Source organism: Stenotrophomonas sp. 220_Sma (genome assembly GCF_056487375.1).
The window spans coordinates 2,215,445-2,239,929 of the sequence record NZ_CM151348.1; the positions used below are offsets into that span (position 1 = coordinate 2,215,445).

The window sequence follows — 24,485 nt, forward strand, 5'->3', positions numbered from 1 at the left end:
TTAACTCTCTTGTTCCACCAGGCGTTGCAGTGCCGCCTGGCTGTGCGGGAGATCTGCGGCCTTGGCGACGTCCTGGCCGAGGAACTCCATGATTTCCGGCCAGCGTTCCAGGGCTTCGTCGGTGGCCGCGTCGTTGCCGCGCTGGTAGGCACCGATGGCAATCAGGTCACGGTTGGCCGAATAGGCCGAGACCAGCCGCTTCAGCTTGCGGATGCGCAGGCGCCACGGTTCGTCGGCGATTTCCGTGACCACGCGGCTGACCGACGATTCAACGTCGATGGCCGGGTACAGGCCACTGTCGGCTACGCGCCGCGACAGCAGGATGTGGCCGTCGAGGATCGCGCGCGCTGCATCGGCGATTGGATCCTGCGGATCGTCGCCTTCGGTCAGCACCGTGTAGAACGCGGTGATCGAGCCACGGCCCTTGGCACCATTGCCGGCACGCTCGACCAGCGCCGGCAGCTTGGCGAACACCGACGGCGGATAGCCGCGGGTGGTCGGCGGTTCGCCCACCGACAGGCCGATCTCGCGCTGGGCCTGGGCGAAGCGGGTCAGCGAGTCCATCAGCAACAGCACGTTCAGGCCCTGGTCGCGGAACCATTCGGCAATGGCGGTAGCGCGATAGGCACCATGCAGGCGCGCCAGCGGCGGCCGGTCGGCGGGACTGGCCACCACCACGGCGCGGCGCAGGCCTTCCTCGCCCAGCGTGGTCTCGACGAAGTCGCGTACTTCGCGGCCACGTTCACCGATCAGGCCGACCACGATCACGTCGGCGGCGGTATAGCGGGTCATCATGCCCAGCAGCGTCGACTTGCCGACGCCGGAACCGGCGAACAGGCCGACACGCTGGCCGCGGCCGATCGGCAGCAGCGCGTTGATCGCGCGCACGCCCACGTCCAGCGGCTGGGTGATCGGTTCACGCGCCAACGGATTGATCGAGACGCCGGCCATGCCGACATGCCCTTCGGCGCGGATCGGGCCCTTGCCATCCAGCGGCACGCCATCGCTGTCGATGACGCGGCCGAGCAGGCCTTCGCCCACTTCCACGCCGCCACGGCGCGCGGACGGCACCACCCGGGCATTGGGCAGAAGGCCGTGCAGTTCGGCGCTGGGCATCAGGTAAGTGCGCTCGCCGGCGAAGCCGACCACTTCGGCATCGACCCAGCCACCATCGACCACTTCCACCTTGCAGCTGGCGCCCAGCGGTGCCTCGCAGCCGACCGCTTCCAGCGTGAGCCCGACCGCGCGGCGCAGCACGCCCTCGCGGATCAGGCCGCGGCCATGGGCGGTATCCACACGCAGGCCATCGAGGCGACGGGCCAGGCGCAGGTTGCGGGCAATGGCCCAGTCGGCCGGTGGCGGCGTCGGCTGCTGATCGGGGTTCATGCATTGGCTCCGGTCTGGCGGATCACCGCGTCCAGCGCGCCGCGCAGGCGGGCTTCCAGGGTGCCGTCGATGCGCACGGCTTCGGCGTGCACGCGAAGATCGCCGCGGCTGAGGCTGGTGTCTGGCACCAGGCGCTGTTGTGGCGGCAGGCTCAACAGCGGGGCGAGGGCGGCGATGTCGTCCGGGTGCAGGCGCACTTCGACCTCGCGGGTGCTGCCACCGACCGCGTCGATGGCCTCACCGACCAGCTGTGCCAGCAGTGCCGGGTCGGCTTCATAGGCGCGGCCGACCAGCGCACCGGCGATGCGTACCGCCAGCTCGCCCAGTGCGCCGACCACTTCGTTCTCCAGCCGCACCAGCGGTCGGCTGAAGTTGTCCAGGATGCCTTCGATCTGCGCGGCGAGACGACGCACCTCCGCCTGGCCCTGGCCGTAGCCTTCGGTATGGCCGTGCTGGAAGCCTTCCTTCTCTGCGCTGTCCTGTATGGCCTGGATTTCCTCCAGGGTCGGCAGCTGCAGCGGCGGCTCCGGCTCGTGTTCCGGGTCCGGCTCGGTGAGTTCGAACGCATCCGCCTGATCCAGCACCGGTTCGGGCTGGGCCAGCAGGTCCGGGGCAAGCCAGCGCACGACGTTGCTCACAGCATGGCCTCCGCGCTGCCACCGATGGTGACGGTGCCTTCATCGGCCATGCGCTTGACGATGGCCAGGATCTCGCGCTGCGCGCCTTCCACGTCGGACAGACGCACCGGGCCGCGGGCTTCCATGTCTTCCAGCAGGATTTCGGCCGCGCGCTGCGACATGTTGCGGGTGATCTTGTCGCGCACCTTGATGTCGGCACCGCGCAGGGCCAGGCCCAGGCGCTCGCCGCTCACTTCGCGCAGCACCAGCTGCATTTCGCGGTCGTCCAGGTCGACCAGGTCGTCGAACACGAACATCAGGTCCTGGATGCGGTTGCTCAACGGCGCATCGATGCGGGCGATCTCGCCCAGAATCGCCTGGTCCTGGCCGCTGTCCATGAAGTTCAGGATGTTGGCCGCGCACTGCACGCCGCCGATGTTGGACGACTTCAGGTTCTGGTTGCCGGCGAACTGGCGCTCCATGATCTCGTTGAGTTCATTGAGCGCGTTCGGCGGGATGCCATCGAGCGTGGCGATGCGCAGCAGCACGTCCACGCGGGTACGGTCGGGCAGCAGCTTCAGCGCGTCGGCGGCCTGGTCGGTTTCCAGGTGCGCCATCACGATGGCGATGATCTGCGGGTGCTCGTTGCGCACCAGGTCGGCCACCGCACGCGGGTCCATCCACTTCAGCGCGTCCAGGCCGGTGGTGTTGCGGCCGAGCAGGATGCGGTCGATCAGGTTCCCGGCCTTCTCGCTGCCCAGTGCCTGCACCAGCATGTTGCGGATGTAATCGTCCGAGCCCACGCCCAGCGAGGTCTTCGAGCCCAGCTCCTGGCCGAACTGGTCCATCACCCGTTCCACCTGTTCGCGGGTGATGTCGGTCATGGTGGCCATGGCGATGCCGATTTTCTGCACTTCCTTGGGTTCCATGTGACGCAGCACTTCGGCCGCATCCAGCTCACCCAGCGAAAGCAGCAGTACCGCGGCGCGCTGCACGCCAGTCAGTGCGGCCTCAGTCATTGGCCACCCAGCCCTTGACCACCTGGGCCACGCGCTTGGAGTCGGTCTTCACGGCTTCACGCGCCATCCGCAGTCGTTCCTCATATGAATCCACCGGCAGGGCCAATGCATCCGGCCCGCCCAGGCTGGCCCGGTCGGCGCCCAGCGCCGGCAGCGGCATGCCATCGTCATCGACCAGCTGCACGTCCGCGGTATGCGGCTCCAGTGCCTGTTCGTCGTTCTTCTTGTTCTGGCCTGTGATCGCGCGCAGTGCAGGGCGCAGCACACCGAACAGCAATGCCAGCACCACCACGGCACCCAGCAGCATGCGACCGGCGTCGTGCACCCACGGCAGCTCCCACCATGCCGGGCCTTCGACCGGCGTGGTGTCACGCACGAACGGGGCATTCATCACCGACACGGTGTCGCCACGCTCGGCGTTGAAGCCGACGGCCTGCTTGACCAGCGCCTCGACGCGGGTCAGTTCGGCAGCCGACAGCGGCTGCGGGCTCATCTTGCCGTTGGCACCGGCGCGCGGGACGTTGTCCACCAGCACCGCCACCGAGACGCGCTTGATGCGGCCGGCCGGCTGGCGGGTGTGCTGCAGGGTGCGGTCCAGCTCGTAGTTGCGGGTCGCGTTCTTGCTGCTTTCGGTCGGGGCCTGGGCAGTGGCCGGTGCGGCCTGCTGGCCCGGCGGGCTGTTGCTGGTCGCGCCCGGCACGCCCTGCGGGCCCGGGGTGCTGGTGGTGTTCTCGCTCATCTGCTCGCTGCGCAGCTTCTGCGGTTCACCGTTGTAGAGCTCGCGGGCTTCCTCGGTTACCGAGAAGTCCATGTCCACGCTCACTTCCGGATTGACGCGGCCAGGACCGGTCATCGGCTCCAGCAGCTCGCGGATGCGCTGGTTGAACGAGGTTTCCTGGCGGCGGACCTGCTCGAACTGGGCCGCATTGACTGCCGCTTCGCTGTTCGGGTCGGTGATGCTGAGCATGCGCCCGCTCTGGTCGACCACCGTCACCCGTTCTGGAGCGAGGTCCGGAATGCTGGCCGCGACCATGTGCACGATGGCATCCACCTGGCTGCGTTCCAGCTGCTGGCCGCCACGCAGTTCCAGGGTGACCGAGGCGCTGGCCACGTCACGCTGCCGGGTGAAGGCGCTGGGCTTGGGAATGGCCAGGTGCACGCGCGAATCGCGCACCGGGCGCAGCGTGTTGATGGTGCGCGACAGCTCGGTTTCCAACGCATGCTGGTAGCGCGCGCTTTCCACGAACTGGCTGACGCCGAAGCCCGGGTCGCGTTCCATCAGCTCGAAGCCGAGCTTGCCGCTGTCGGTCAGGCCGGAGCCGGCCAGCTTCAGGCGGGCGTCGTGCAGGTTCTTTTCCGGCACGGTGATGCCACCGGTGGCCGGGTCGAGCGCGAACGGGATCTGCGCGGCGCGCAGCAGGTCGGTCGCTTCAGCGGTGGCCTTCTGGTCCAGGCCGGTATACAGCGGGACCATGCCGGGCTTCTGCGACCAGAAGAACACGGACAGCCCGGCCGCTACGGCCACGGCGATCATCGCCATCAGTCCGAGCCGACGGGTGATCTGCAGGCTTTGCAGCCGATCGAACCACTGGCCCGCCTTTTCGGCGTTCAGGGATTCCTTGGAGAGCGACAGGGCCATGCGGTTCTATCCTTACAGCGGCATGTTCATCACGTCCTGGTAGGCCTGGACGAGACGGTTGCGGACTTCCACGGTGGCGCGGAAGGCGATCTGGGACTGCTGCGAGGCGACCATGACCTTGGCGAGGTCGGCGCTGGGGTCGCCCATTTCGAAGGCTTTTGCCAGGGCGCCGGATTTCTGTTGCGCGTCGTTGACGCCGGCAATCGCACCACGCAGGGTTTCGGTGAAGCTGGCCGGCTGGGCCTGCGGTGCATCCAGCACCGTGCCCGGCAGGGCGTTGCTGCGCGGCGTTTCGCCCAGCGGGTTGAGCGCCGGTTGTCCCATCTGGGTCTGATAGGAGCGGATCTGCGAAAGGATCGACGTGACGGAGTGGGACATCTGCAACGGTTCCAGAAACAGGGGATGGGGTTGTCTGCTGGAGCAGGTGCAAGTGCCGTGCCGAAACCGGTTTTCGATTCAGTGAAGTGAGGAGGTTGGGTGTGCGTGCGGGGTTGCACCCCGCTCCCCGCGGTAGTGCCGGCCGCTGGCCGGCAACCTCAGCAGCAACGGCCGAAGCCGAAGCCGAAGCAACGGCAGAAGCTGGTTATCCGTGGGATGGCGGGGTGGGTCCGGTTGCGGGGGACGCCGTAAATCCGTCCATGGAGGCTCGGTCGCCGCATCCATGCGGCTCACGCCCCCGCAACCGGACCCACCCCGCCTTCGACAATGTCCTGCGATCTGACGGACGAGCATGGACTGCCCATGGTGGGTGTCGACCTTGGTCGACACGTTCTGGTCGGCACGGGCTCTTACCCCATTGAAGGCGCCATTTAACCGGCGTCGGTTTTCTGGCCTATGGCTGCAGGGTCCAGCGGCCGGAATTCTGGCGCTGGCGGGGTGCGATGGGGCCGTCGTGCTGGGTGTAGATGAAGCGGCCCTGGCGGTCGGTCTGGCAGGTCAGCAGCAGGGTGTAGTGGGTAGGGCTGGCCGGGTGGGCTTCGGTCATCTGGATCTCGGCGATGTGCGGGGCCAGGCGCCGGTAGCGGTAGCTGCCGTCGATGCGCAGATCGGTGCCGAGGATGTCCAGCACGTACTGGTTGCCGGCGAAGCTGAGCTGGACCATGCGTCCGGCATTCGGATTATCTGGCTGGTACAGCGGGTCGCTGAGGTTGGTGAACTGGCGTTGGTCCAGCGTGGTGGGCAGGGTGCAGTCGGCGGCGGTGGCCAGGGCCGGGCAGAGCAGGGCGGCGAGCAGGGTGAGGCGATGCATGGTCGGAGCTCCTTGGGATGTCCTTGCCATGCTCCGCACTGCGGCGGTGATGTCTTTAGGAAAACGTGCAAATGCAATGGGGTCAGATCTCTTTCCGCAGGAAAGGGATCTGACCCCTGGTACTGGAAACACCAACGCCTGGGCTAACCCAGGCGTTCGTGCCCCCTTCATGCTGGTCGCGAGCTTCAGCCGGCCAGTTCGGCCTGCTCGCGTTCGATGCCGTACTTGCGCAGCTTTTCCACCAGGGTGGTGCGGCGCAGGCCGAGCAGCTGGGCGGCGTGGGCGACGACGCCCTGGGTGCGTTCCAGTGCTTCGTTGATCAGGCCCAGTTCGATGTTGGCCATGTGGTTGCGCAGGTCCATGCCTTCATCGGGCAGCGCCGCCGGTGCTGCGGCGCGATTGACGGCAATGCCGTGCTCCAGCGCCGGTTGGTTGCCGCCGCCCGGGGTGTGGAACGAGAAGCTGCGCAGGTCGAGGCGTTCTTCGCTGGCCGTCGGCTGTACCGGTGCCGGTGCGGCCACCGCTGCCAGTGCAGCGTCGCCACGGTAGCGGGCCGGCAGGTCCTGCACGCGCACCGATCCGCCCGGATGCAGCACCGCCAGGCGCTCGACCAGGTTGGTCAGTTCGCGCACATTGCCCGGCCACTCGTAGCCGGCCAGGGCCTGCAGGGCTTCCGGGGTGAAGCGCACTTCGCCACGGCCGGTGCGGGCCAGCTGTGCGGCGATGGTTTCCACCAGCGCCGGCAGGTCTTCGCGACGCTCGCGCAGGGCGGGCACGTCGATCGGGAACACGTTGAGACGATAGAACAGATCCTCGCGGAACTTGCCTTCGGCAATACGGGTTTCCAGGTCGCGGTGGGTTGCGGCCACAACGCGTACGTTGCAGCGGATGGTCTGGTTGCCGCCGACGCGCTCGAAGCTGCGCTCCTGCAGCACGCGCAGCAGCTTCACCTGCATCGGCAGGCTCATGTCGCCGATTTCGTCGAGCAGCAGGGTACCGCCTTCGGCCATTTCGAAACGGCCCTTGCGCGCGGTCAGTGCGCCGGTGAAGGCACCCTTTTCGTGGCCGAACAGTTCGCTTTCCAGCAGGTCGGCCGGAATGGCGCCGCAGTTGATCGCCACGAACGGGCCGTCGCGGCGCGGCGAGCGCTGATGAATTGCGCGCGACACGACTTCCTTGCCGGTACCGGATTCGCCCAGCACGAGCACGGTGGTGTCGAATGCGGCCACCTGTTCGATCATGGTGCGCAGTTCGGTCACCGCCGGGCCATTGCCGGTCGGGCCCTGGTCCTGCGCGGCGCCGGCCTGGTGCTCGGCGTCCAGGCGCTTGAGGCTGGCGCGGCGCAGCAGGGCTTCCATCTGCGCATGGCGCAGCGGCGTTTCCAGCGGCCAGATGTTGGCTTCGTGCAGGCCGTGGTGGTGGGCAAAGGCTGCGGCATCACCGTCGGCCAGCAGTACCGGCGGCGGCAGGCTGCTGCCGCCCAGCCAGTTGTACAGCGCGGTGCTGGCAGCGGTGTCGTCCAGGCTGCCGACGATCACGGCCATCCAGTCGTTCTGGCGCTGGCGACCCAGGTCGAAGTCGGCCGCGTCGGAAACCCAGCGCGGGTTGAAATCCATGAATTCCAGCAGGGCAACGGTGCGCTCTGCGCGCACGGCGTCGTTGTCCAGCACCAGGATGCGCGATTCGCTCACGATCGATCCTCCCTGAGGCCTTCCAGGATCGGCATGACTTCCTGGATGTAGGACAGCTTGCTGACAAAATTGTCGGCGCCAGCGCGTAGCGCGTGTTCGCGGTGCTCGGCGTCGTCGAAGTGGCTGGCGATCACGATGTACGGTGCATCGTCCTGCGACTTGATCAGGCGGGTGGCCTGCAGGCCGCCCATTTCCGGCATCGCCAGGTCCATCAGCACCACCTGCGGGCGCAGCGTTTCCGAGCGCTCGATCGCTTCCAGGCCGTTGCCGGCGCTGCCGACGATCTGCAGCCAGTCGATCTTGCGGAAATGGCGCATCGCCGCGTTGATGAAGCCCTCGTGGTCATCGACCAGCAGGACCGTGAGCTTGTTCATGTCCAACATCCTTTTCAGCCCACCCGGGCCAGCTGCGGTTGCCTGGCGCCAAGCCGGCGCCGTTCACGGGCCGGGGCGATGTCCAGTTGTTCTCGGTATTTTGCGACGGTTCGGCGGGCAATGTTCACCCCCTGGCGCGACAGCAGGCCGGCGATGGCCTCGTCGGCCAGCGGGCGGCCGGCCGGTTCGGCGTCGATCAGGCGGCGGACCATGGCCTTCACGGCCTGGCCGGAGACGCTGGCGCCTTCCAGGCGCACGGCGAAGAAGTGCTTCAGTTCGAAGGTGCCGCGCGGGGTCTGCAGGAACTTGCCGGTGGTGATGCGCGAGACGGTGGACTCGTGCATGCCGATTTCCTCGGCCACTTCCTTCAGGGTCAGCGGCGCCATGGCCTCCTCGCCACGCACCAGGAACGCGGCCTGGCGCTCGACGATCACCCGCGCGGTGCGCAGCAGGGTGTCGTAGCGCATCGACAGGCCGCGGCTGAACCAGCGCGCTTCCTGCAGCATTTCGCGCAGTGCCGGTGCGGCCTCGCTGGTCTCGGCCAGCGCCTGTTCGTACTGGCTGTTGATCGAGACGCGGCGGCTGGTCGCCGGATTCAGCGCCACCTTCCACTGGTCGTCGGCGTGCCAGGCGACCACGTCAGGTACCACCACGGCATTGCGTTCGGGCAGCAGGCTGTCGCCCGGCCGCGGCTGAAGCGACAGGATCAGGCGCACGGCTTCGCGCACGTCGTCGATCTCGGCGTCGTGCTGGCGGGCGAGGGCGGGGTAGTCGTGCGCGGCCAGCGCGTCGAGCGCGCCATCGAGAATGCGTGCCGCCAGGTGGCGGGCGGGGACTACGCCGTGCAGGCTGTGCAGCTGGGCCTGCAGGCCTTCGCGCAGGTCCTGTGCGGCCATGCCGGCCGGCTCGCCATGCAGCAGCTGCTGACGGATGGCTTCCACGCCGTCGGCGGCGATGTCGAACTGGGCGCTGGCCAGCAGCTGCAGCTGGTCCAGCGGTGCCTGCAGGTAGCCTGCCTCATCGCAATGGTCCAGCCAGAAGGCGGCCACGGCCAGCTCGCGGTCATCCATGTCCAGCGACAGGCGCTGCAGCACGCGCAGCTGCGGGTCGCTCGATTCGCCGGCGGCGATGCGCGCCATGCGGTCGTCGTCGCCGTCCTGCCAGCTGGCGCCGGCCACGTCCCACATCGACGACTCGGGCAGCTCGTCGAACGCAGCGGTTTCCAGCGTGGTGGCGCCGGCCTCGGTGGCTTCGGCGGTGGGTGCTTCAGCCTCTTCGATCTCCAGCAGCGGGTTGGAGTCCAGCAGGCGCTGGATTTCCTGTTCCAGGTGCAGGCCATCGAGCTGCAGCAGCCGGATCGACTGCAGCAACTGCGGGGTGAGGTGAAGTTGTTGGCCCAGCTGGGCCGAGAGTGCAGCCTTCATCGTGGTTCCCCGGCACCGCTCCCCGGCGCCTTGTGGAACGCATCTTGCTTTTGATCCGGCGGGGGCGGAATCAGGGGGTTCCTGAGGGGCTTCGTGAATGTCCTGACAGGGTGTAGGGGTATTCCCTACATTGTCGCGGAATGTTGACGATGATCGCCGCTAAGTTGCTGATTCCCGGTGTGGGTGCCGGGTTAAGCGGGCTGCGCCGCGTACGGATTCCTGTCGGGGCGTGTCGGGGTGACGGGAATTCGTCGTCAGTGCGGATCTGGCCTCCTTCGCGGAGGATCACTCCAGCTCGTGCTGGTGGCGCGCGGCCAGCAGCAGCAGATCGTTGGCGCGGCGACAGCCCAGCGACTCCATCATGCGTGCGCGGTGGGTTTCCACTGTCTTGACGCTGATGCCGAGGTCGGCGGCGATTTCCTTGTTGCTTTCGCCCTTGCCGATGCGGCGCAGGATCTCGCGCTGGCGCGGCGACAGTGCGGCGATGCCGGTGGGTTTCTCGCGGCCGAGCATCGGTGCCAGCATCTTGGCGGAGATCTGCGGGCTCAGGAACACCTGGCCGGCGTGCGCGGCACGCAGCGCCAGTTCAAGCTCCTGCGGTGCGGCATCCTTGACCAGGAACCCGACCGCACCGCGATCGAGTGCATCGCGCACGTGGGCGGCGTCGTCGTGCATGGTCATCATCACCACCCGCGTGCCGGGGGCGCGCAGGCGGATGTCGCTGAGGGCTTCCAGGCCGGTGCGGCCGGGCAGTGACAGGTCCATCAGGATCACGTCCGGGGCGTGCTGCAGGGCCAGCTGCAGTGCCTGCTCGGCATTGCTGGCCTCGGCGACGAGCTGCACGTCGGCAAACCCCTGCAGCAGCCGCGCCAGGCCGGCGCGGACCAGGGTGTGATCGTCGACGATGAGAACTCGCACAGGCACGTTGGAGGTCCGTGAGGGGAGTCCACCTTAACTTAGCTGAACGGGCGCGCCAAGGGTTGCCCATCCGGCGTCATGGTGGCAGGTTTCAGCGGGCGCGGCGTGCTTCGGCCACCTGGCGGCGATGCAGGCGGAACAGATGCCGCTCCATTGCCATCTCCAGGCCATCGCCAAGACGCTGGAAACGCAGCCACAGGTAGTGACCACCGCCACCGTCCGCCGCTTCGGCGATCACTTCCACGGGCAGGTCGATATGGTCAGGCAGCCAGTCGCTGGGCTGCAGGCGCACCAGGCCGGCCTGGCCGGGGCTGGCGCCGCTGCGCGGCCCCAGCTGCAGGCGGATGCCGCGGCGTGACCAGCGCACGGGGCGCAGCGTCAGTTCCTGGCCCTGCTGGCGTACCAGACGGCCGAGCAGCACCATCGCCAGATCCAGCTTGGCTTCCAGCCGCTGCAACTGCAGGCTGGACTCATTGCGGTCGTCGTGCTCGTCAACGCGACTGTCCTCGACCAGGGCCAGGCTGCGCAGCAGGCCTTCGGCACTGCTGGTGCGACCGGCGGCGCTGCCTGCCTGGAACTCGGCCGGCAAGGCCAGCTCGCAGCTGAGCGTTTCGTCGAACAGCTCGCTTTCGGCGGGGTGGTGCAGCGACGTGGTCGGCAGTTGGGTCATGCGAGTGATTCTGCCTGCAGGTAGGCATGCGCCGCGCGAAGGGAGCGGCCGGTGTGCTTCAGGTGAGCTGCGGCTTCATCGCGGAGGGAGATCATGCGCGCCAGTACGCGTTGCTGGTGGTCACGCAACGCGAGGATGGCGGCATCACTGGGGCGCTCGACAACCAACGACAGGGCAGCCACGGCTTCCAGGTGTTCGGCCATCAGCCGTTCGCTGGTGTCGTGGTCCTCGCCCTGGAGGCTGGTTTCCAGCGTATCAAGGGCGTCGTGCATAGTCTGAAGGTTCATGGCGCCACCGCTTTGGTGACCTGGCGCTGGTCTGCCGGAATCGCGTTCCAGGCCGAGTCGATCTCCACCATCAAGCCCAGGGCTTCCTTCAGTGCGGTCGGATCGTTGTGCAGGTTGCCCTCGGTCAGGCGCATGATGACGAAGTCGTACAGTGCCGACAGATTGCCGGCAATCTCGCCGCCGGCTTCGTGATCGAGCGAGCCGTTGAGGTGGCCGACGATGGCGCAGGCTTCGCCGATGGCCTTGCCCTTGCGCGCCTGGTCATTCTGCTGCAAAGAGGCTTCAGCGGTGCGGATGCGCTCGCAGGCACCGGCAAGCAGCAGCGCTACCAACTTGTGTGGATCGGCATCGACGACCGAGGTGGTCACGCCGACTTTTCGGTACTGCTCGGCGAACTGCCGATTGGAACCGTACATAGGGGAAGTCTCCTGGAATGCCTGCCCATCCGCGTGGGTTGAGGGGTTCGGCACGGGTCTAACGGGTTATCGGCGCAGCCGGGGCTCTACTTGAGTACCGACTGCGCCGGAAAAATGCCTGGAAATCAGTTGCCGAGCTGCTGGATGAGCGAGCCGCCGGCCGATTGCATCTGCGTGACCATCTTTTCCATCGCGGTGAACTGCTTGGTGTAGCGGTCGGTCACCTTTTCCATGTTCTTGTCCAGCTCGTCCAGCTGCTTTTCCAGTGCCTTGATCTGCTTGTTCAAGGTCGCCGTACGCTGGGTGATCGTGCCGGTGGTCGCGTCCAGGCTGCTCTTCAGCAGTTCGGTCATCGGCTTGCCCAGCGCGCCCTCTGCACCGAACAGCTTGGTGGCGGCCTCCGGGTTCTTCGCCAGCGCGGTGTCGAGCTTGGCGCCATCAAGGCTCATGCTGCCGTCGGCGGCAATGGTGATGCCCAGATCCTTGAGGTCGTTGACGTTGGCACTCAGCTGGGCGCGCAGCTGCTGCTGCAGGCCACGGACCATGGCGTCGCCGGTCATGGTCGAGGCTGTGCGCGTCTCAGCGTTGTAAGCGCTGGAATTCTTCAACGTGGTCTGGATGCCGTTGTAGGCGGTGATGAAGGCCGTGAGATTGGTCTTCAGCGTGCTGTTGTCCGGAGTGACGGTCAGCGTCTGCGTCTCGCCTTCCTTCGCCTTGGTCAGGGTGAGGCTGATGCCGGGCACCAGATCGGTGATGGTGTTGGAGCTGCTGGTGCGGGTGAAGCCATCCACCACGACCACAGCGTCCTTGGCGGGCACCATCTCGGTCATCTTCGACGCCGATGTGCCGTCATAGGCCAGTTCGGAGAGTCCGCCATTGCCGCCACTGGCGCTGACCTTCAGCGCGCCCTTGCTGCCGGAATCGACAGCGGTCAATACCAGGTGCATGCCATCGTCGGCGGTCACCACGGCTGCGGTAACGCCCTTGCTCTCGGCGGCGGAATTGATCTCGGCTGCGATCTTCTCCATCGTCGCGCCGGGTTCGATGTTCACGCTGATGGACTTGTCGCCGTATGCGATCGTCAGCGTTCCGTCGCCAACCACGGCATCCTTTGTATACGCCTTGGAGCTGAGCTTCTGGTTCTGTGCCAGGGATTTGACTTCCACCTGGTGGCTGCCCGCAGCGGCCTTGCCGGCGGTCGTGCTGGTGTCCAGGGTCGCAGTGAAGTTCGACTCGGTCGGCGTGCTGACTTTCAGGCCGGGGGTGGCCACACCCTTGACCAGGGTCTTCAGCGCGCTCTGCAGACCTGTCATTCCGCTTTTGATGGTGCCAAGCGCCGAAAGCTTGGCGCTGGCGGCAACACCCGCCGAGTTGATCTGCTTTTCCCGGGGCTCGCGTTCCTTGGCGGTCAGCTGTGCAACCAGGCTGGGAATGTCGAGGCCGGAACCAATCGTGCCGATGGCCATGAGGGGAATCCTTTTTCTTGGACGGGCCGGGCGGGTGTCCTGCACCTGCTATCGGCCTGGGAGGGGCGAGCTTGAGCGTGGAAACGCTCTCCAGCCTTCTGCAAGGCCCATGCCAATCCGCCACCGGGCACGAAGAAGGGGGCTTGCGCCCCCTTCCCGTTGTTGCCTTGTACTACCGCTGGATCAGCGCAGCAGGCTCAGCACGTTCTGGCTGGACTGGTTGGCCTGGGCCAGCATGGCGGTACCGGCCTGCTGCAGGATCTGGTTGCGGGTCAGCTCGGCGGTTTCCGAAGCGTAGTCCACGTCGCGGATGCGGCTGCGGGCAGCCGACATGTTTTCCGACGAGGTGTTCAGGTTCGCAACCACCGAGGTGAAGCGGTTCTGGATTGCACCCAGGTCGGCGCGGGCGGAGTTGATCGAGTTCAGGGCCGCGTCCATCGCCAGGATGGCGTTGTCGGCACCGCCCTTCGACGAGATGTCCAGATCGGCAAAGCCGGTCTTGGCGCCGCCAGCGGAGTAGTTTGCGGTGGTGCCAGTGGTCAGGCCGGTTGCTTCAAGCAACGCGTCACTGTCAGCCGATGCGATAGTGAAGTCGCCCTCCTTGCCCGTCAGCTGCACCTTGCCTTCGACCAGGGCCGCGCTCACGCCGGTTTCATGAGTCTTTGCATTGACCGCATTTACCAACTGTGTCGCACGGTCGCCAGCGGTCTTGGCGGCTTCCAGATCAATGGTGACAGCCGAGCCAAGCTTTCCGTCGACGGTGCCGGCGATGGTGAAGCTGGTCTTGCCAAACGAAGCGGCAACGGCCTCGGTGCCAGTAGCATGGGTCTTGGCAAAGCCGGTGCCGAAGCCGGCTGCGGTCTCTGCGATCGTGATTTTCGTGCCGTCGGCCTTGGTGAAGGCAAGGTCGTCGCCGGCTGCCGTGCCGGTGAACGTGATACCTGCATCTGCCAGCTTCTTGGTGAGCGTGGTGTCCTTCAGGGCGGTATCAATCGCGGCGGCGTCTACAGGGTTTGCACCACCGGCTGCCTGGTCGATGATCGAGATGCCATTGACGCTCAGCTTGTAGGCAGTGCCGGCGGCAACGGTCGTGAAGGCAGCCGTTTGCGTGGCCTCGGTCGGCTTTGCATCTTTCGCGCCACCGTTGGCAACAACGCCCGTGGACGATGCGTCTTTCGTTGCGCTGGTCCAGCTGCCCAGCTTGCTGATATTGGCGTTGGTGACCTGCGAGATGTTGATCGTCTGGCCCTGGTTGGCGCCGATCTGGAAGGCCTGGTTGGTGAAGGTGCCGTCCAGCAGGTTGGTGCCGTTGAAGTTGGTCTGTTCGGCGACGCGCTGGATTTCCTGCTTCAGCAGCTGCACTTCGGCGTTCAGGGCCTGACGGTCGGAATCGGAATTGGTGGCGCTGCGCGACTGCACGGCCAGCTCGCGGACGCGCTGCAGGTTGTTGCCGATCTCACCCAGTGCGCCTTCGGCGGTCTGGGCCAGCGAGATGCCGTCGTTGGCGTTGCGGGCGGCCTGGTTGGCGCCGCGGATCTGGGTGGTGAAGCGCTCGGAGATCGCCAGGCCGGCGGCATCGTCCTTGGCGCTGTTGATGCGCATGCCCGAGGACAGGCGCTGAATGGTGGTGGCCAGATTGGCGCCGCTGGTGCCCAGGTTGCGCTGGGCGTTCAGCGACATGGTGTTGGTGTTGATGACTTGTGCCATGGTGCGGTTTCCTTGTAGGCAGTGTGTCCGGCAGAGCAGCCTGACCGGTTTCGGGGGGCAGTGGCTGGCTTCCCCCCAAGGGGTGTGCTACCGCTGCTGAAATCAATAACGGCACTACCCCTCCGGCCTTTAGCGGAGTTTCGATCCTTTTTTCTCTGGTCAAACGAAAAGGCCCCGCCATCTGCATGGCGGGGCCCGGCTCCAGCTCGAGTGGTGCAGGTATTACGACTGCAGCAGCCGCAGTACGTTCTGCGGCACCTGGTTGGCCTGGGCCAGCATGGCCGTGCCAGCCTGCTGCAGGATCTGGCCACGGGTCAGCTCGGCGGTTTCCTGTGCGTAGTCAACGTCGCGGATGCGGCTGCGTGCTGCGGACAGGTTCTCCGAATTGGTGTTCAGGTTGGCGATGGTCGAGGTGAAGCGGTTCTGGATTGCACCGAGGTCGGCGCGGGCGGAATTGACGGACTGCAGCGCGGCATCCATGGCGAGGATGGCGTTGTCGGCGTTGGCCTGGTTGGAGATATCCAGTTCGGCGAAGCCAACTTGCGCAACGCCAGCCGCAAAGTTTGAGGTAGTGTCTGCGGTCAGGCCGGTCTGCTGCGCCAATGCAGTCTTGGCTGCGGCCTGGTCGGTGCCAATTGCGCCGACGGTGAAGTTCGCGTCCTTCGACGTGAGCTGCAGTGTTCCATCCACGAGAGAGGCACTTACACCGGTTTCGTGGGTCTTGGCGTTGATCGCGTTGACCATTTGCGTCGCACGCTCTGCGGCGGTCTTGGCGTTGTCCAGATCAATGGTGACGGGCTGGCCCGGCGCACCGTTCACCGTGCCGGTGATGGTGAAGCTGGTCTTGGCATAGTTGGCTGCCTTGGCTTCGGTGCCAGTGAAGGTTCCGGCAATCGCGGCGGGGAAGCCACCACCGGTCTGGGTGATGACCAGGTTGGAACCATCCGCCTTGCTGAACTTGAGGTCTTCGCCAACGGCTGAGCCGGTGACGGTGATGCCAGCTTTCTTCAGTTCATCTGCTTTCTCGGTCAGCTTCGCATCAACGTCAGCGGCGGCAACAGCGTCAGTCGCTTCGTCAACAATCGTGATGCCGGCAACGGTGAGCTTGTAGGCAGTGCCAGCGGCCACGGGTGCAAAGGCACCTGCCGCGCCGGATTCGGACTTGACAGCTTTGATGGCACCGCCATCGGGCGTGACGCCCTGTGCTGAGGCGCTCGTCGAAGCACTCGTCCAGCTGCCCAGCTTGTGCACATTCGCATTGGTGATCTGCGAGATGTTGATGGTCTGGCCCTGGTCGGCGCCGATCTGGAAGGCCTGGTTGGTGAAGCTGCCGTCCAGCAGGCTGGTGCCGTTGAAGTTGGTCTGCTCCGCAACGCGCTGGATTTCATGCTTCAGCAGCTGCACTTCGGCGTTCAGCGCCTGGCGGTCCGAGGCCGAGTTGGTTGCACTGCGGGCCTGAACGGCCAGTTCGCGGATGCGCTGCAGGTTGTTGCCGACTTCGCCCAGTGCGCCTTCAGCGGTCTGTGCCAGCGAGATGCCGTCGTTGGCGTTGCGCGCGGCCTGGTTGATGCCACGGATCTGGGTGGTGAAACGCTCGGAGATCGCCAGGCCGGCGGCGTCGTCCTTGGCACTGTTGATGCGCATGCCCGATGACAGGCGCTGGATCGAGGTGGCCAGCGAGCTGCTGCTGGTGGACAGGTTGCGCTGAGCGTTCAGCGACATGGTGTTGGTGTTGATGATCTGTGCCATGGTGCTTCTCCGTGGTTGCTCGGTTGTTTCGGTGTGGAAGGCGCGGGACGCGCCGTGCTGGAAGACGGATGGAACGGGGAAAGGGACTAGCGGATCTTGTTGAACAGGGACATCGCCTGCATCTGGCTGAAGATCGTCTGGGCGGCTTGAAGGGCGGCGGTCTCCAGCTTGTATTGGCCGATGGCATCGGCGTAATCGAGGTCGCGCATCGTCGAGAGCGTACTCTTGACGGTGACGGCAGTGGCTTCGCGGGCGCTGGCCGCGGTATCGATGGCGGCCAGCTGGGCGCCGCCCTTGGCGCGGGCGTCGATCATCGTTTCCGAGGCCCTGTTGAGGTCGCGGATGCTGGACTGCAGCGTGTTCTGCAGCGCCGTGCGCTGGCTTTCGGTGGACGGGTCGGTTTCCAGTGCGGCGACCAGTTTGTCCAGGGTGGAGAAGATGTCGCGGCTACCCGCGTCGCTGACGTTGAACTGATCACCGACGGCTGGCTTGCCCTCGATGCGCATGCGCACGCCGCCAACGACAATGTCCTCGCCGGGTTTGTGGGTTCCGCTGCCGACCACCGTGCCGGTGCCATCAACCACCTCATAGGCACCTTCGGCAGTGCCGGTGAAGCGGACATTGAGCGTGCCGCCGGCCCAGCTGCCGCTGCCGTCACGGCTGACTGAGGTCAACAGGCCACTGCCGGTGTTGCCGGCGGCCGCGCTGGCATCCACACGGCCATCGCCGGTGGGGATGCGCATGAAGATCTCGCTGCCGGGCAGGGCGTCGGAGACCAGTTGGCCCGGTGCCACCTCCACCTGCCGCTGGTTCTGGTCACCGCTGTAGGTCACGGTGCCGCCGCTTCGCTGGAACGGGGCGTCAGCGTCGTTGCTGCCACCGAACAGGTAGCGTCCGCTGCCATCCCTGGAATTGGCCAGCGACAGCAGGCTTTCCTGGATGGTCTTCAGCTCGCTGACGATAGCCTTGAGGTCACTGGCCTTGGGCACCGGACTGTTGGCCTGGATACTCAACTCCACGGCGCGCGACATGAGCTCATTGACCTGAGCCAAGGCGTTTTCCTGCAGGCCCAGGCGGTTCTGCACGCTGTTGGCGTTCTTGCCGAGCTGCTCGAGCCCGGCCACGACACGGTCCAGGCCAACGGCCGTACCTGCAGCGACCGGGTCGTCCTTGGCGGAGGTGATCTTGCTGCCAGTCGCGATCTGCTGCTCGAGGTGGCTGATTTTCGACTGCTTGGCGAGCATCAGCGACACGGACTGGTTGAACATCATCCCGGTGGAAATTCGGCTGCTCATCGACGGACGGCTCCCAGGATGGTCTGGAACATGTTGTCGGCGGTGGAGATCAGCTGTGAGGCGGCCTGATAGGCCTGCTGCAACCGCAGCATGTCGGCTGCTTCCTCATCCAGGTTGACGCCGGAGATCTCGTCGCGGGCTGCCTGCGCCTTGTCTGTGATGACCTGCTGCGCGTCCAGCGAGTACTCAGCCGAACGTGCCGCCGCGCCGACCTGCGTGGTCAACCCCCCCAGCGCACCGTTGAGGGTGACGGTGCCGCCGTTGAACGCCTTGGCGTCCTCGACCTTGGCCAGCTTTGCCGCGTTGCTGTTGTCCGACGAGCCTGCCGGAGTAGGGCTGATATTGAAGGTGTCGCCGACCTTCGGTGCACCGTCCAGCACGAAGCTCCAGCCATTGGCGCTGATGGTCTGGCCCGGTGTGTAGGTCTGCGGCGGCCCACCGTTGATGGTGTAGGTGGTCGCCGACGTGAACACGATTGCGGCAGGATCGCGCAGGTTCGGATTGGATACATCGTTGACGGTGACGCCGGTCAGCTTCCCGGTGCCGGTGTTGGCCAGTGCAGCCGTACCCTTGACCGCTGCCGCTGCGGCGATGCGGGAGGGATCGGTGATGGCGGTTTCCAGGCTTCCGGCGACGCCCGCGGTCGGCTGCAGGAGGAAACGGTCGTTGGTGGCCGGGGTGCCGCCGACCACCAGCTTGACGCCATTGATCACCAGCGGATCGGCGGTCGTGCCGGTACCGGTCAACGCAACGGTGGCGCCAGTGTCGGCGCGGGTGGCCTGCCACTGGGTGCCGTCGAACTTGAGGACGATGTTCTGTGCCTCCAGCTTGGACAGGTCACCATAGGTCGCAGTGAGGCTGCCGGTACCGGTATTGCTCGCGTTGGGCGTGACGCGTGGGTTGCCGATGGTGAAGAAGTCGCCGCCCATCTTGCCGTACAGGTCCACGCCCTGGTGGTGCGCCTGGTTGAAGCTCTCGGCCAGGCCGACGGCGAGCTTGCCCAATTCGGCCTGGGCCGGTGTCAGCACGGTATCGCGGAACTCGAGCATGCCGCCGATCTTTCCGCCCACTGCCTTGGGATCGAGCGTGATCGTGTTGCCCTGGGTTTCCAGCGCCAGTTGCAGGCGTTCGGGCTGGTATGGATCGGTCACCGTAGTGACCTTGGACGCGGTCGTGCCCACCACCAGCGCATTGCCGCCTGCGGTATAGACGTTCATCACGCCGCCATCCTGGACGACGGCAGTGCCACCGGTGTAACCGATCAGCTGCGAGATCAGCTGGTCGCGACGGTCGAGCAGGTCCGGCGCCGCGTTGGCCACGTTGCTGCCAATGGCGCCGTTGATCTGCGCAATCTCCTGCGCCAGGCGATTGACTTCCGTGGCGCCGGCAATGAGCCCGTTGTTGACCTCGCTGCTCAGGTTGTTCATCTGCGTGTTGAGCTGCACGAAGCGGCTCGCCAGGGCCTTGCCGCCATCGAGCAGGCTCTGCCGGTCGGCCGTGCCGGCCGCGTTGGACGAAAGGCCACTGACGGCGTCGAAGAAGTTGGACCAGGAGCCGGCGACATTCGTGGCCGGGTCCGAGAACAGGGCATTCACCCGGTCGGCCATGCCCGAAAGCTGCTTCAGGCGTGCCAGCTCGCCGCTACTGTCGAGCAGGCGCGAGATGGCCAGCTGGTCGGCAGCACGGCGGATATCGGTGATGCGGGTGCCGCTGCCAACGTCCCCAAAGCCGTAGTTCTGCGGATCAGACGTGGCGAAGTCGACCTTCTGCCGGCTGTAGCCAGGGGTGTTGATGTTGGCGACGTTGTGGCTGGTGGTCGCCAACGCACGCTGGAAGGCGAGCAGGGCACCAGTACCGGTGGAAAGTACGCTGGACATGGGGTTCCTCAACGACGAGTGATACCCAGCGCCGCGGTTGCGGTGCTGGCGAAGGTCTGGCCAAGGCGCGAGCCGGCATCGGCGACGGCGCTGACGGCGCGCTCGATGGTCGGGCCGCCGGCGATCGCGGCGATCTTGGCCGCGTAACGCGGATCGGTGGCATAGCCGGCGCGCTGCAGGCCGCGGGCGAAGCCCTGCACGTCGGTGCCGGCCTGCAGGGCCTGCTGGTAACGCGGGCTGGTCTTCAGCAGGCGCACATAGTCGGCGAAGCTCTCGGCCGGCGAACTGTAGGCACGGAAGCTGGCGGTCTCGTTGCGGCGCACGCCATCGACATATTCATGGGTGCCGGCTACGGCGCGCTGGCCGTTCCAGCCATTGGCCTTGATGCCGAACAGGTTGTGCGAAGTGCTGCCATCGGCGTGCTTGATGTGGCGCTTGCCCCAGCCGGTTTCCAGCGCGGCCTGGGCGACCAGGGCGCGGGCATCCACGCCCAGTTCCTTGGCTGCACTCTGCGCGTGCTGCCAGATGCTGGCAACGAAGCCTTCCGGAGTGTGCTCGCCCAGCTGGGCGACGGCGGTGCGGGTAGCCATCGCATCGGCCGGGCTGATGGCGGTGCCGCGGTTGCTGGCGGTGGCCGACCACTGGTCGCCGTTGGCGGCCCAGTCCTCGCCCTGCAGGCTGCCGATGTACGGATCCTCGGTGCCCAACGAGCGGTGCATGCTGCTGCTCTCGCGGCCGGCGATCAGGTCCAGGGCCTGTTCCATCGGTGCGACTGCCGCCTGCGCACCGTGCTGTGCACCGGCGGCCATCTGCTGCAGCAGGCGCACGGCCTGGCTGCCGTCTTCCAGCGGCAGCGACGGTGCCGGCTTGGCCGGTGCATTGAGCTGGTAGGCACGACTGGCCTTGGCCGGGTCCACGCGGGTATCCAGCGCCGGGCCGTCGGCGGCCTGGCCGGACAGCTGCCGGCTGATCATGCCCGACAGGCCCAGGCCCTTGCCGCGGGTCATCGCCTCGGCAATCTTCTGGTCGTACATCTCGCGGAACATCTTGTTTTCGCCGGGGAACAGCGAATCGCCGAAGCTGGCGTCACGCATGCTCTTGACCAGCATCTGCGCGAACTGGCCTTCCAGCTGGCGCGCGACCTTGTCGATCTTGGCCGGATCGTTCTGTTGCGCCGGGTGCAGATCGAATGCGGGAGTGATACGCATATCAGATCACCTCGAGCTCGGCACTCAGTGCGCCGGCCTGCTTCAGGGCTTCCAGGATCGCGATGAGATCGCCCGGTGCCGCGCCCACGGCGTTCACCGCGTGCACGATCTCGTCCAGGGTGGTGCCGCCGCTGAACTTGAACATGCGGCTGCCGTCGTTGGTGGCGGTGATGGTCGACTGCGGGCTGGCCACGGTGCGGCCGCCGGACAGCGCATTGGGCTGGCTGACGTTGGTGTTTTCCTGGATGGTCACGGTCAGCGAACCATGCGAGATCGCAGCCGGTCCCACGCGCACCTGCTGGCCGATGACCACGGTGCCGGTACGCGAATTGACCACCACCTTGGCCGGGGCGCTGCCGGGGGTGAGTTCCAGGTTCTCGATGCGTGCCAGCAGGCCGATGCGCGCGCCTGGGTCGGTCGGCGCGGTGACCGCCACGGTCACGCCATCGACCGCACGCGCCGCACCTTCGCCGAAGGCGTTGTTGAGCGCGGCAACCATGCGCGAGACCGTGGTGAAGTCGTTGTTGTGCAGGTTCAGGGTGATGTCGCCGCCGTTGGCCAGAGGGTCGGGCAGGGCGCGTTCAACGGTGGCACCGTTGGGAATGCGGCCGACGCTTGGCACGTTCACCGAGACACGGGAACCATCCTTGCCCTGCGCACCAAAGCCGCCGACGATCAGGTTGCCCTGGGCGATGGCATAGATCTGGCCATCGGCACCGCGCAGCGGCGCCATTAGCAGCGAACCGCCACGCAGCGAGACCGCGTTGCCGATCGAGGACACGGTGATGTCGATCGGCTGGCCCGGCTTGGCGAACGGCGGCAGTTCGGCGTGGATCGCCACGGCGGCCACGTTCTTCAGCTGCGGGTTGACGTTCGGCGGCACGTTGACGCCCAGTTCGCCGAGCAGGTTCTTCAGGCTCTGCACGGTGAAGGGTGCCTGGCTGGTGCGGTCGCCGCTGCCATCCAGGCCGACCACCAGGCCATAACCCACCAGCGCATTGCCGCGCACGCCGCCGACCTGGGCCAGGTCCTTGATGCGCTCGGCGCTGGCAGGGGCAGCCACGACCAGCAGCATCAGCGCGACGAACGACGCCATGCGTCGCTGCCAGGAAGAAGAGGAGAAGAGTTTCATGGCCATACTCAGAACGGCGTCAGGCCGGAGTTGAAGAAGCGGCTCAGCCAGCCCATCGCGTTGGACTGCGCGACGGGACCGCGGCCGCCGTAGACGATGCGGGCCTCGGCCACGCGGCTGGACGGAATGGTGTTGTCCTGGCTGATGTCGCCCGGGCGCACGATGCCCTGCACCTGCACCAGTTCATCGCCCTGGTTGAGCCGCAGGTTCTTCTGCCCCTGCACCACCAGGTTGCCGTTGGGCAGGCGTTGGACTACGGTGACGGTGACGCTGCCCTGCAGGCGGTTGCTCTGCGCGCTGTTGCCCTTGCCGGTGAAGTCACGCGCGCCCTTTGCCGTGGCACTCAGGATGTCCTTGCCGCCAAGGGTGACCGGAGCGCCGAGAATGGACGGTGTACCCAGGCTCAGGTTCGATTCCTTGTTGGTGGCCGTGTTGGCACTGGTCTGCGCGGTGGTGTTTTCCAGCAGGGTGATGGTCAACAGGTCGCCAACATCGCGCGCGCGTCGGTCCGAATACAGCTGCAGGGTCGGGCCGGCAGCGTAGATTGCACCGGCGGTCGGCTGTGCCTGCGGCGGCATGATCGGCTGGATCGGTGCCATCGTCGGGTAGGGGCGCACGTCGCCCGCGATCACGCAGCCACCGAGCAGGGCGGCCACGGCGCAGGCGAGGGCAGTGCGGGCGAAGTTGGAAATGGGCGACATGGCGGTTTCCCGGTTTGGCCGGTCAGAGCTTGTTGTTGAGATAACCGAGCATCGAGTCGGTGGTGGAGATCGCCTTGGCGTTCATCTCGTAGGCGCGCTGGGTTTCGATCATCGACACCAGCTCTTCCACCACGTTGACGTTGCTGCCTTCCAGCGCGCCCTGCACCACAGTGCCGAGGCCGTTGAGGCCGGGGTTGCCGTTCTGTGCCGGGCCGGACGCAGTGGTCTCCAGGAACAGGTTCTCGCCACGTGCCTGCAGGCCAGCGGGATTGACGAAGTCGGTCAGGGTCAGTGCGCCGACTTCCACCGAGGCGGCGCCGTCGGCCATCTTCACGCTGATGGTGCCATCGGTGCCGATGGTCACCGACTGCGCGCCTTCGGGAATCTGGATGCCCGGCTGCACCGGGTAGCCGCTGTTGGTGACCAGCTCGCTGTCCTGGTTGATCTTGAACGAGCCATCACGGGTGTAGGCCGAGCTGCCATCGGGCATCTGAACTTCGAAGAAGCCGCGGCCATTGACCATCACGTCCAGGGCGCGGCCGGTCTGCTGCTGGCCACCCTGTTCAAAGTTCTTGGCGGTGGCGACCACGCGCACGCCGGTACCCAGCTGCAGGCCGGTGGGCAGCTGCGTCTGCGCCGACGAGGAGCCGCCGGGCTGGCGCACCTGCTGGTACAGCAGGTCTTCAAAACTGGCACGGTCCTGCTTGAAGCCGGTGGTGTTGGTGTTGGCGAGGTTGTTGGAAACCACCGACATGCGCATCTGCTGCGCATCCAGTCCGGTTTTCGCGATCCACAATGCCTGGTTCATCTTCGATGTCCTGTCTGCTGAAGCCGGCCGCGTGGTGCGGCCCTTGGTATCGGGTGTGCAAGCGGTGTGCCAGCGCCGGCATCAACCGGCGCCGGAATTCCGTCAGCTGCCCAGGCGCAGCATGCTGTTGGCGCTGCGCGCGTTTTCGTCGCCGTGCTTGATCACCTGCACCTGCATTTCGTACTGGCGCTGCAGCTGGATCATCTGCACCAGCGCGCCAGCGGCATCCACGTTGCTGCCTTCCAGCTGGCCGCTGTGCACGGCCGTGCCCTGTGCCGGTGCGAACGGCTGTAGCGGGTCGGTGTTGCGGAACAGGCCATCCAGGCCACGCTCCAGGCGTTCATCCGGTGCCTGCACCACTTTGATGCGACCGATCTGCGCCATGGTCTGCGGACCTTCGCCCTGCGGGATGATCGAGAGCGTGCCGTCGGCGCCGATCTCCATCGCCTGGTAGGGCGGAATGGCGATCGGGTTGTTGTTGTCATCCAGTACCGGGCGGCCGCTGGAGGTCACCAGCTGGCCGTTCGGCGTCACCGACAACGCCGCGCCGCGCGTGTACGCCTCGCTGCCGTCACTGGACTGCACGGCCAGCCAGGTGCCGGTCTGCAGGGACAGGTCCAGCGGTTTGCCGGTGATGTGCTGCGAACCGGGCGTGCGGTTGAATCCGGCGTCGACATGCAGCGCATCCACCCGCGAGGCAAAGCCCGGGCCACGGATCGGGAAGGCTTCGGTGTTGGCCAGCGCTTCCTTGAAGCCGGGGGTGTCGGAGTTGGCGAGGTTGTGGCTGAGCGTACCCTGCGCCTGCAGGGAGGCGCGGGCACCGGTCATCGCCACGTAAAGGGCTTTATCCAT

General features: G+C 66.3%; 23 protein-coding genes. All 23 read right to left on the reverse strand.

Going from position 1 to position 24,485, the window contains the following annotated elements; all coding sequences use genetic code 11:
- A complete protein-coding gene (locus ACZLIB_RS10415) occupies positions 1–1,386 on the reverse strand; it encodes a FliI/YscN family ATPase (RefSeq protein ID WP_049421896.1) in 1,386 nt (461 codons plus the stop codon).
- The gene (locus tag ACZLIB_RS10420; protein ID WP_032129206.1) at positions 1,383–2,024 is read right to left on the reverse strand and encodes a FliH/SctL family protein; all 642 of its coding nucleotides are present in this window, start codon (positions 2,022–2,024) and stop codon (positions 1,383–1,385) included. Before ACZLIB_RS10420 ends, ACZLIB_RS10415 begins: the two co-directional genes overlap by 4 nt.
- Positions 2,021–3,007, reverse strand: a complete 987-nt coding sequence (gene fliG / locus ACZLIB_RS10425) for a flagellar motor switch protein FliG (RefSeq protein WP_024958226.1) — start codon at positions 3,005–3,007, stop codon at positions 2,021–2,023. The genes ACZLIB_RS10420 and fliG overlap by 4 nt, the downstream gene beginning before the upstream one ends.
- 7 nt (positions 3,008–3,014) lie before the next feature.
- Positions 3,015–4,661, reverse strand: a complete 1,647-nt coding sequence (fliF, locus tag ACZLIB_RS10430) for a flagellar basal-body MS-ring/collar protein FliF (RefSeq protein WP_049401196.1) — start codon at positions 4,659–4,661, stop codon at positions 3,015–3,017.
- A 12-nt stretch (positions 4,662–4,673) separates the two neighbouring features.
- On the reverse strand, positions 4,674–5,039 hold the full coding sequence (gene fliE / locus ACZLIB_RS10435; RefSeq protein WP_005409552.1) for a flagellar hook-basal body complex protein FliE: 366 nt from the start codon (positions 5,037–5,039) through the stop codon (positions 4,674–4,676).
- A 454-nt stretch (positions 5,040–5,493) separates the two neighbouring features.
- On the reverse strand, positions 5,494–5,910 hold the full coding sequence (locus ACZLIB_RS10440) for a hypothetical protein (RefSeq protein ID WP_478469807.1): 417 nt from the start codon (positions 5,908–5,910) through the stop codon (positions 5,494–5,496).
- 185 nt (positions 5,911–6,095) lie between these two features.
- Positions 6,096–7,601, reverse strand: coding sequence for a sigma-54 dependent transcriptional regulator (locus ACZLIB_RS10445; protein WP_182267764.1), 1,506 nt, complete (start codon positions 7,599–7,601; stop codon positions 6,096–6,098).
- Entirely contained in the window at positions 7,598–7,975 is a 378-nt protein-coding gene (locus ACZLIB_RS10450) for a response regulator (protein WP_010485922.1), read from the reverse strand. The genes ACZLIB_RS10445 and ACZLIB_RS10450 overlap by 4 nt, the downstream gene beginning before the upstream one ends.
- Before the next feature lie 14 nt (positions 7,976–7,989).
- Positions 7,990–9,399, reverse strand: coding sequence for an RNA polymerase factor sigma-54 (gene rpoN / locus ACZLIB_RS10455; protein WP_478469809.1), 1,410 nt, complete (start codon positions 9,397–9,399; stop codon positions 7,990–7,992).
- 285 nt (positions 9,400–9,684) lie between these two features.
- On the reverse strand, positions 9,685–10,317 hold the full coding sequence (locus ACZLIB_RS10460) for a response regulator (RefSeq protein ID WP_032970105.1): 633 nt from the start codon (positions 10,315–10,317) through the stop codon (positions 9,685–9,687).
- 91 nt (positions 10,318–10,408) lie between these two features.
- On the reverse strand, positions 10,409–10,987 hold the full coding sequence (locus ACZLIB_RS10465; protein WP_010485910.1) for a PilZ domain-containing protein: 579 nt from the start codon (positions 10,985–10,987) through the stop codon (positions 10,409–10,411).
- Complete coding sequence (locus tag ACZLIB_RS10470; RefSeq protein ID WP_125429337.1) at positions 10,984–11,274, reverse strand: hypothetical protein; 291 nt, start codon at positions 11,272–11,274, stop codon at positions 10,984–10,986. Before ACZLIB_RS10470 ends, ACZLIB_RS10465 begins: the two co-directional genes overlap by 4 nt.
- Entirely contained in the window at positions 11,271–11,690 is a 420-nt protein-coding gene (gene fliS / locus ACZLIB_RS10475; protein WP_049398118.1) for a flagellar export chaperone FliS, read from the reverse strand. Before fliS ends, ACZLIB_RS10470 begins: the two co-directional genes overlap by 4 nt.
- A 125-nt stretch (positions 11,691–11,815) precedes the next feature.
- Entirely contained in the window at positions 11,816–13,156 is a 1,341-nt protein-coding gene (fliD, locus tag ACZLIB_RS10480) for a flagellar filament capping protein FliD (protein ID WP_478469810.1), read from the reverse strand.
- Positions 13,157–13,339: 183 nt separating this feature from the next.
- The gene (locus ACZLIB_RS10485; RefSeq protein ID WP_478469811.1) at positions 13,340–14,863 is read right to left on the reverse strand and encodes a flagellin N-terminal helical domain-containing protein; all 1,524 of its coding nucleotides are present in this window, start codon (positions 14,861–14,863) and stop codon (positions 13,340–13,342) included.
- Positions 14,864–15,085: 222 nt separating this feature from the next.
- A complete protein-coding gene (locus tag ACZLIB_RS10490) occupies positions 15,086–16,612 on the reverse strand; it encodes a flagellin N-terminal helical domain-containing protein (RefSeq protein WP_478469812.1) in 1,527 nt (508 codons plus the stop codon).
- An 86-nt stretch (positions 16,613–16,698) separates the two neighbouring features.
- Entirely contained in the window at positions 16,699–17,907 is a 1,209-nt protein-coding gene (gene flgL / locus ACZLIB_RS10495) for a flagellar hook-associated protein FlgL (protein WP_478469813.1), read from the reverse strand.
- Entirely contained in the window at positions 17,904–19,784 is a 1,881-nt protein-coding gene (gene flgK / locus ACZLIB_RS10500) for a flagellar hook-associated protein FlgK (protein ID WP_049398113.1), read from the reverse strand. The genes flgL and flgK overlap by 4 nt, the downstream gene beginning before the upstream one ends.
- Before the next feature lie 8 nt (positions 19,785–19,792).
- On the reverse strand, positions 19,793–20,992 hold the full coding sequence (gene flgJ / locus ACZLIB_RS10505) for a flagellar assembly peptidoglycan hydrolase FlgJ (protein WP_032127379.1): 1,200 nt from the start codon (positions 20,990–20,992) through the stop codon (positions 19,793–19,795).
- A 1-nt stretch (position 20,993) separates the two neighbouring features.
- Entirely contained in the window at positions 20,994–22,130 is a 1,137-nt protein-coding gene (locus ACZLIB_RS10510; protein ID WP_049421917.1) for a flagellar basal body P-ring protein FlgI, read from the reverse strand.
- Between the two features lie 2 nt (positions 22,131–22,132).
- Positions 22,133–22,825: a flagellar basal body L-ring protein FlgH gene (gene flgH / locus ACZLIB_RS10515; protein ID WP_010485899.1), complete on the reverse strand. Its 693-nt coding sequence runs from the start codon at positions 22,823–22,825 to the stop codon at positions 22,133–22,135.
- A gap of 22 nt (positions 22,826–22,847) precedes the next feature.
- On the reverse strand, positions 22,848–23,633 hold the full coding sequence (gene flgG, locus ACZLIB_RS10520) for a flagellar basal-body rod protein FlgG (RefSeq protein ID WP_005409571.1): 786 nt from the start codon (positions 23,631–23,633) through the stop codon (positions 22,848–22,850).
- A gap of 102 nt (positions 23,634–23,735) precedes the next feature.
- Positions 23,736–24,485: a flagellar basal body rod protein FlgF gene (locus ACZLIB_RS10525; RefSeq protein WP_032127377.1), complete on the reverse strand. Its 750-nt coding sequence runs from the start codon at positions 24,483–24,485 to the stop codon at positions 23,736–23,738.

Bases quoted from the DNA above. Each gene is read 5' to 3' on its own strand.
- ACZLIB_RS10415 (WP_049421896.1), bottom strand. From the start codon at position 1,386: ATGAACCCCGATCAGCAGCCGACGCCGCCACCGGCCGACTGGGCCATT.
- fliF (WP_049401196.1), bottom strand. From the start codon at position 4,661: ATGGCCCTGTCGCTCTCCAAGGAATCCCTGAACGCCGAAAAGGCGGGC.
- fliE (WP_005409552.1), bottom strand. From the start codon at position 5,039: ATGTCCCACTCCGTCACGTCGATCCTTTCGCAGATCCGCTCCTATCAG.
- ACZLIB_RS10440 (WP_478469807.1), bottom strand. From the start codon at position 5,910: ATGCATCGCCTCACCCTGCTCGCCGCCCTGCTCTGCCCGGCCCTGGCC.
- ACZLIB_RS10450 (WP_010485922.1), bottom strand. From the start codon at position 7,975: ATGAACAAGCTCACGGTCCTGCTGGTCGATGACCACGAGGGCTTCATC.
- rpoN (WP_478469809.1), bottom strand. From the start codon at position 9,399: ATGAAGGCTGCACTCTCGGCCCAGCTGGGCCAACAACTTCACCTCACC.
- ACZLIB_RS10465 (WP_010485910.1), bottom strand. From the start codon at position 10,987: ATGACCCAACTGCCGACCACGTCGCTGCACCACCCCGCCGAAAGCGAG.
- ACZLIB_RS10470 (WP_125429337.1), bottom strand. From the start codon at position 11,274: ATGAACCTTCAGACTATGCACGACGCCCTTGATACGCTGGAAACCAGC.
- fliS (WP_049398118.1), bottom strand. From the start codon at position 11,690: ATGTACGGTTCCAATCGGCAGTTCGCCGAGCAGTACCGAAAAGTCGGC.
- fliD (WP_478469810.1), bottom strand. From the start codon at position 13,156: ATGGCCATCGGCACGATTGGTTCCGGCCTCGACATTCCCAGCCTGGTT.
- ACZLIB_RS10485 (WP_478469811.1), bottom strand. From the start codon at position 14,863: ATGGCACAAGTCATCAACACCAACACCATGTCGCTGAACGCCCAGCGC.
- ACZLIB_RS10490 (WP_478469812.1), bottom strand. From the start codon at position 16,612: ATGGCACAGATCATCAACACCAACACCATGTCGCTGAACGCTCAGCGC.
- flgL (WP_478469813.1), bottom strand. From the start codon at position 17,907: ATGAGCAGCCGAATTTCCACCGGGATGATGTTCAACCAGTCCGTGTCG.
- flgK (WP_049398113.1), bottom strand. From the start codon at position 19,784: ATGTCCAGCGTACTTTCCACCGGTACTGGTGCCCTGCTCGCCTTCCAG.
- flgJ (WP_032127379.1), bottom strand. From the start codon at position 20,992: ATGCGTATCACTCCCGCATTCGATCTGCACCCGGCGCAACAGAACGAT.
- ACZLIB_RS10510 (WP_049421917.1), bottom strand. From the start codon at position 22,130: ATGGCCATGAAACTCTTCTCCTCTTCTTCCTGGCAGCGACGCATGGCG.
- flgH (WP_010485899.1), bottom strand. From the start codon at position 22,825: ATGTCGCCCATTTCCAACTTCGCCCGCACTGCCCTCGCCTGCGCCGTG.
- flgG (WP_005409571.1), bottom strand. From the start codon at position 23,633: ATGAACCAGGCATTGTGGATCGCGAAAACCGGACTGGATGCGCAGCAG.
- ACZLIB_RS10525 (WP_032127377.1), bottom strand. From the start codon at position 24,485: ATGGATAAAGCCCTTTACGTGGCGATGACCGGTGCCCGCGCCTCCCTG.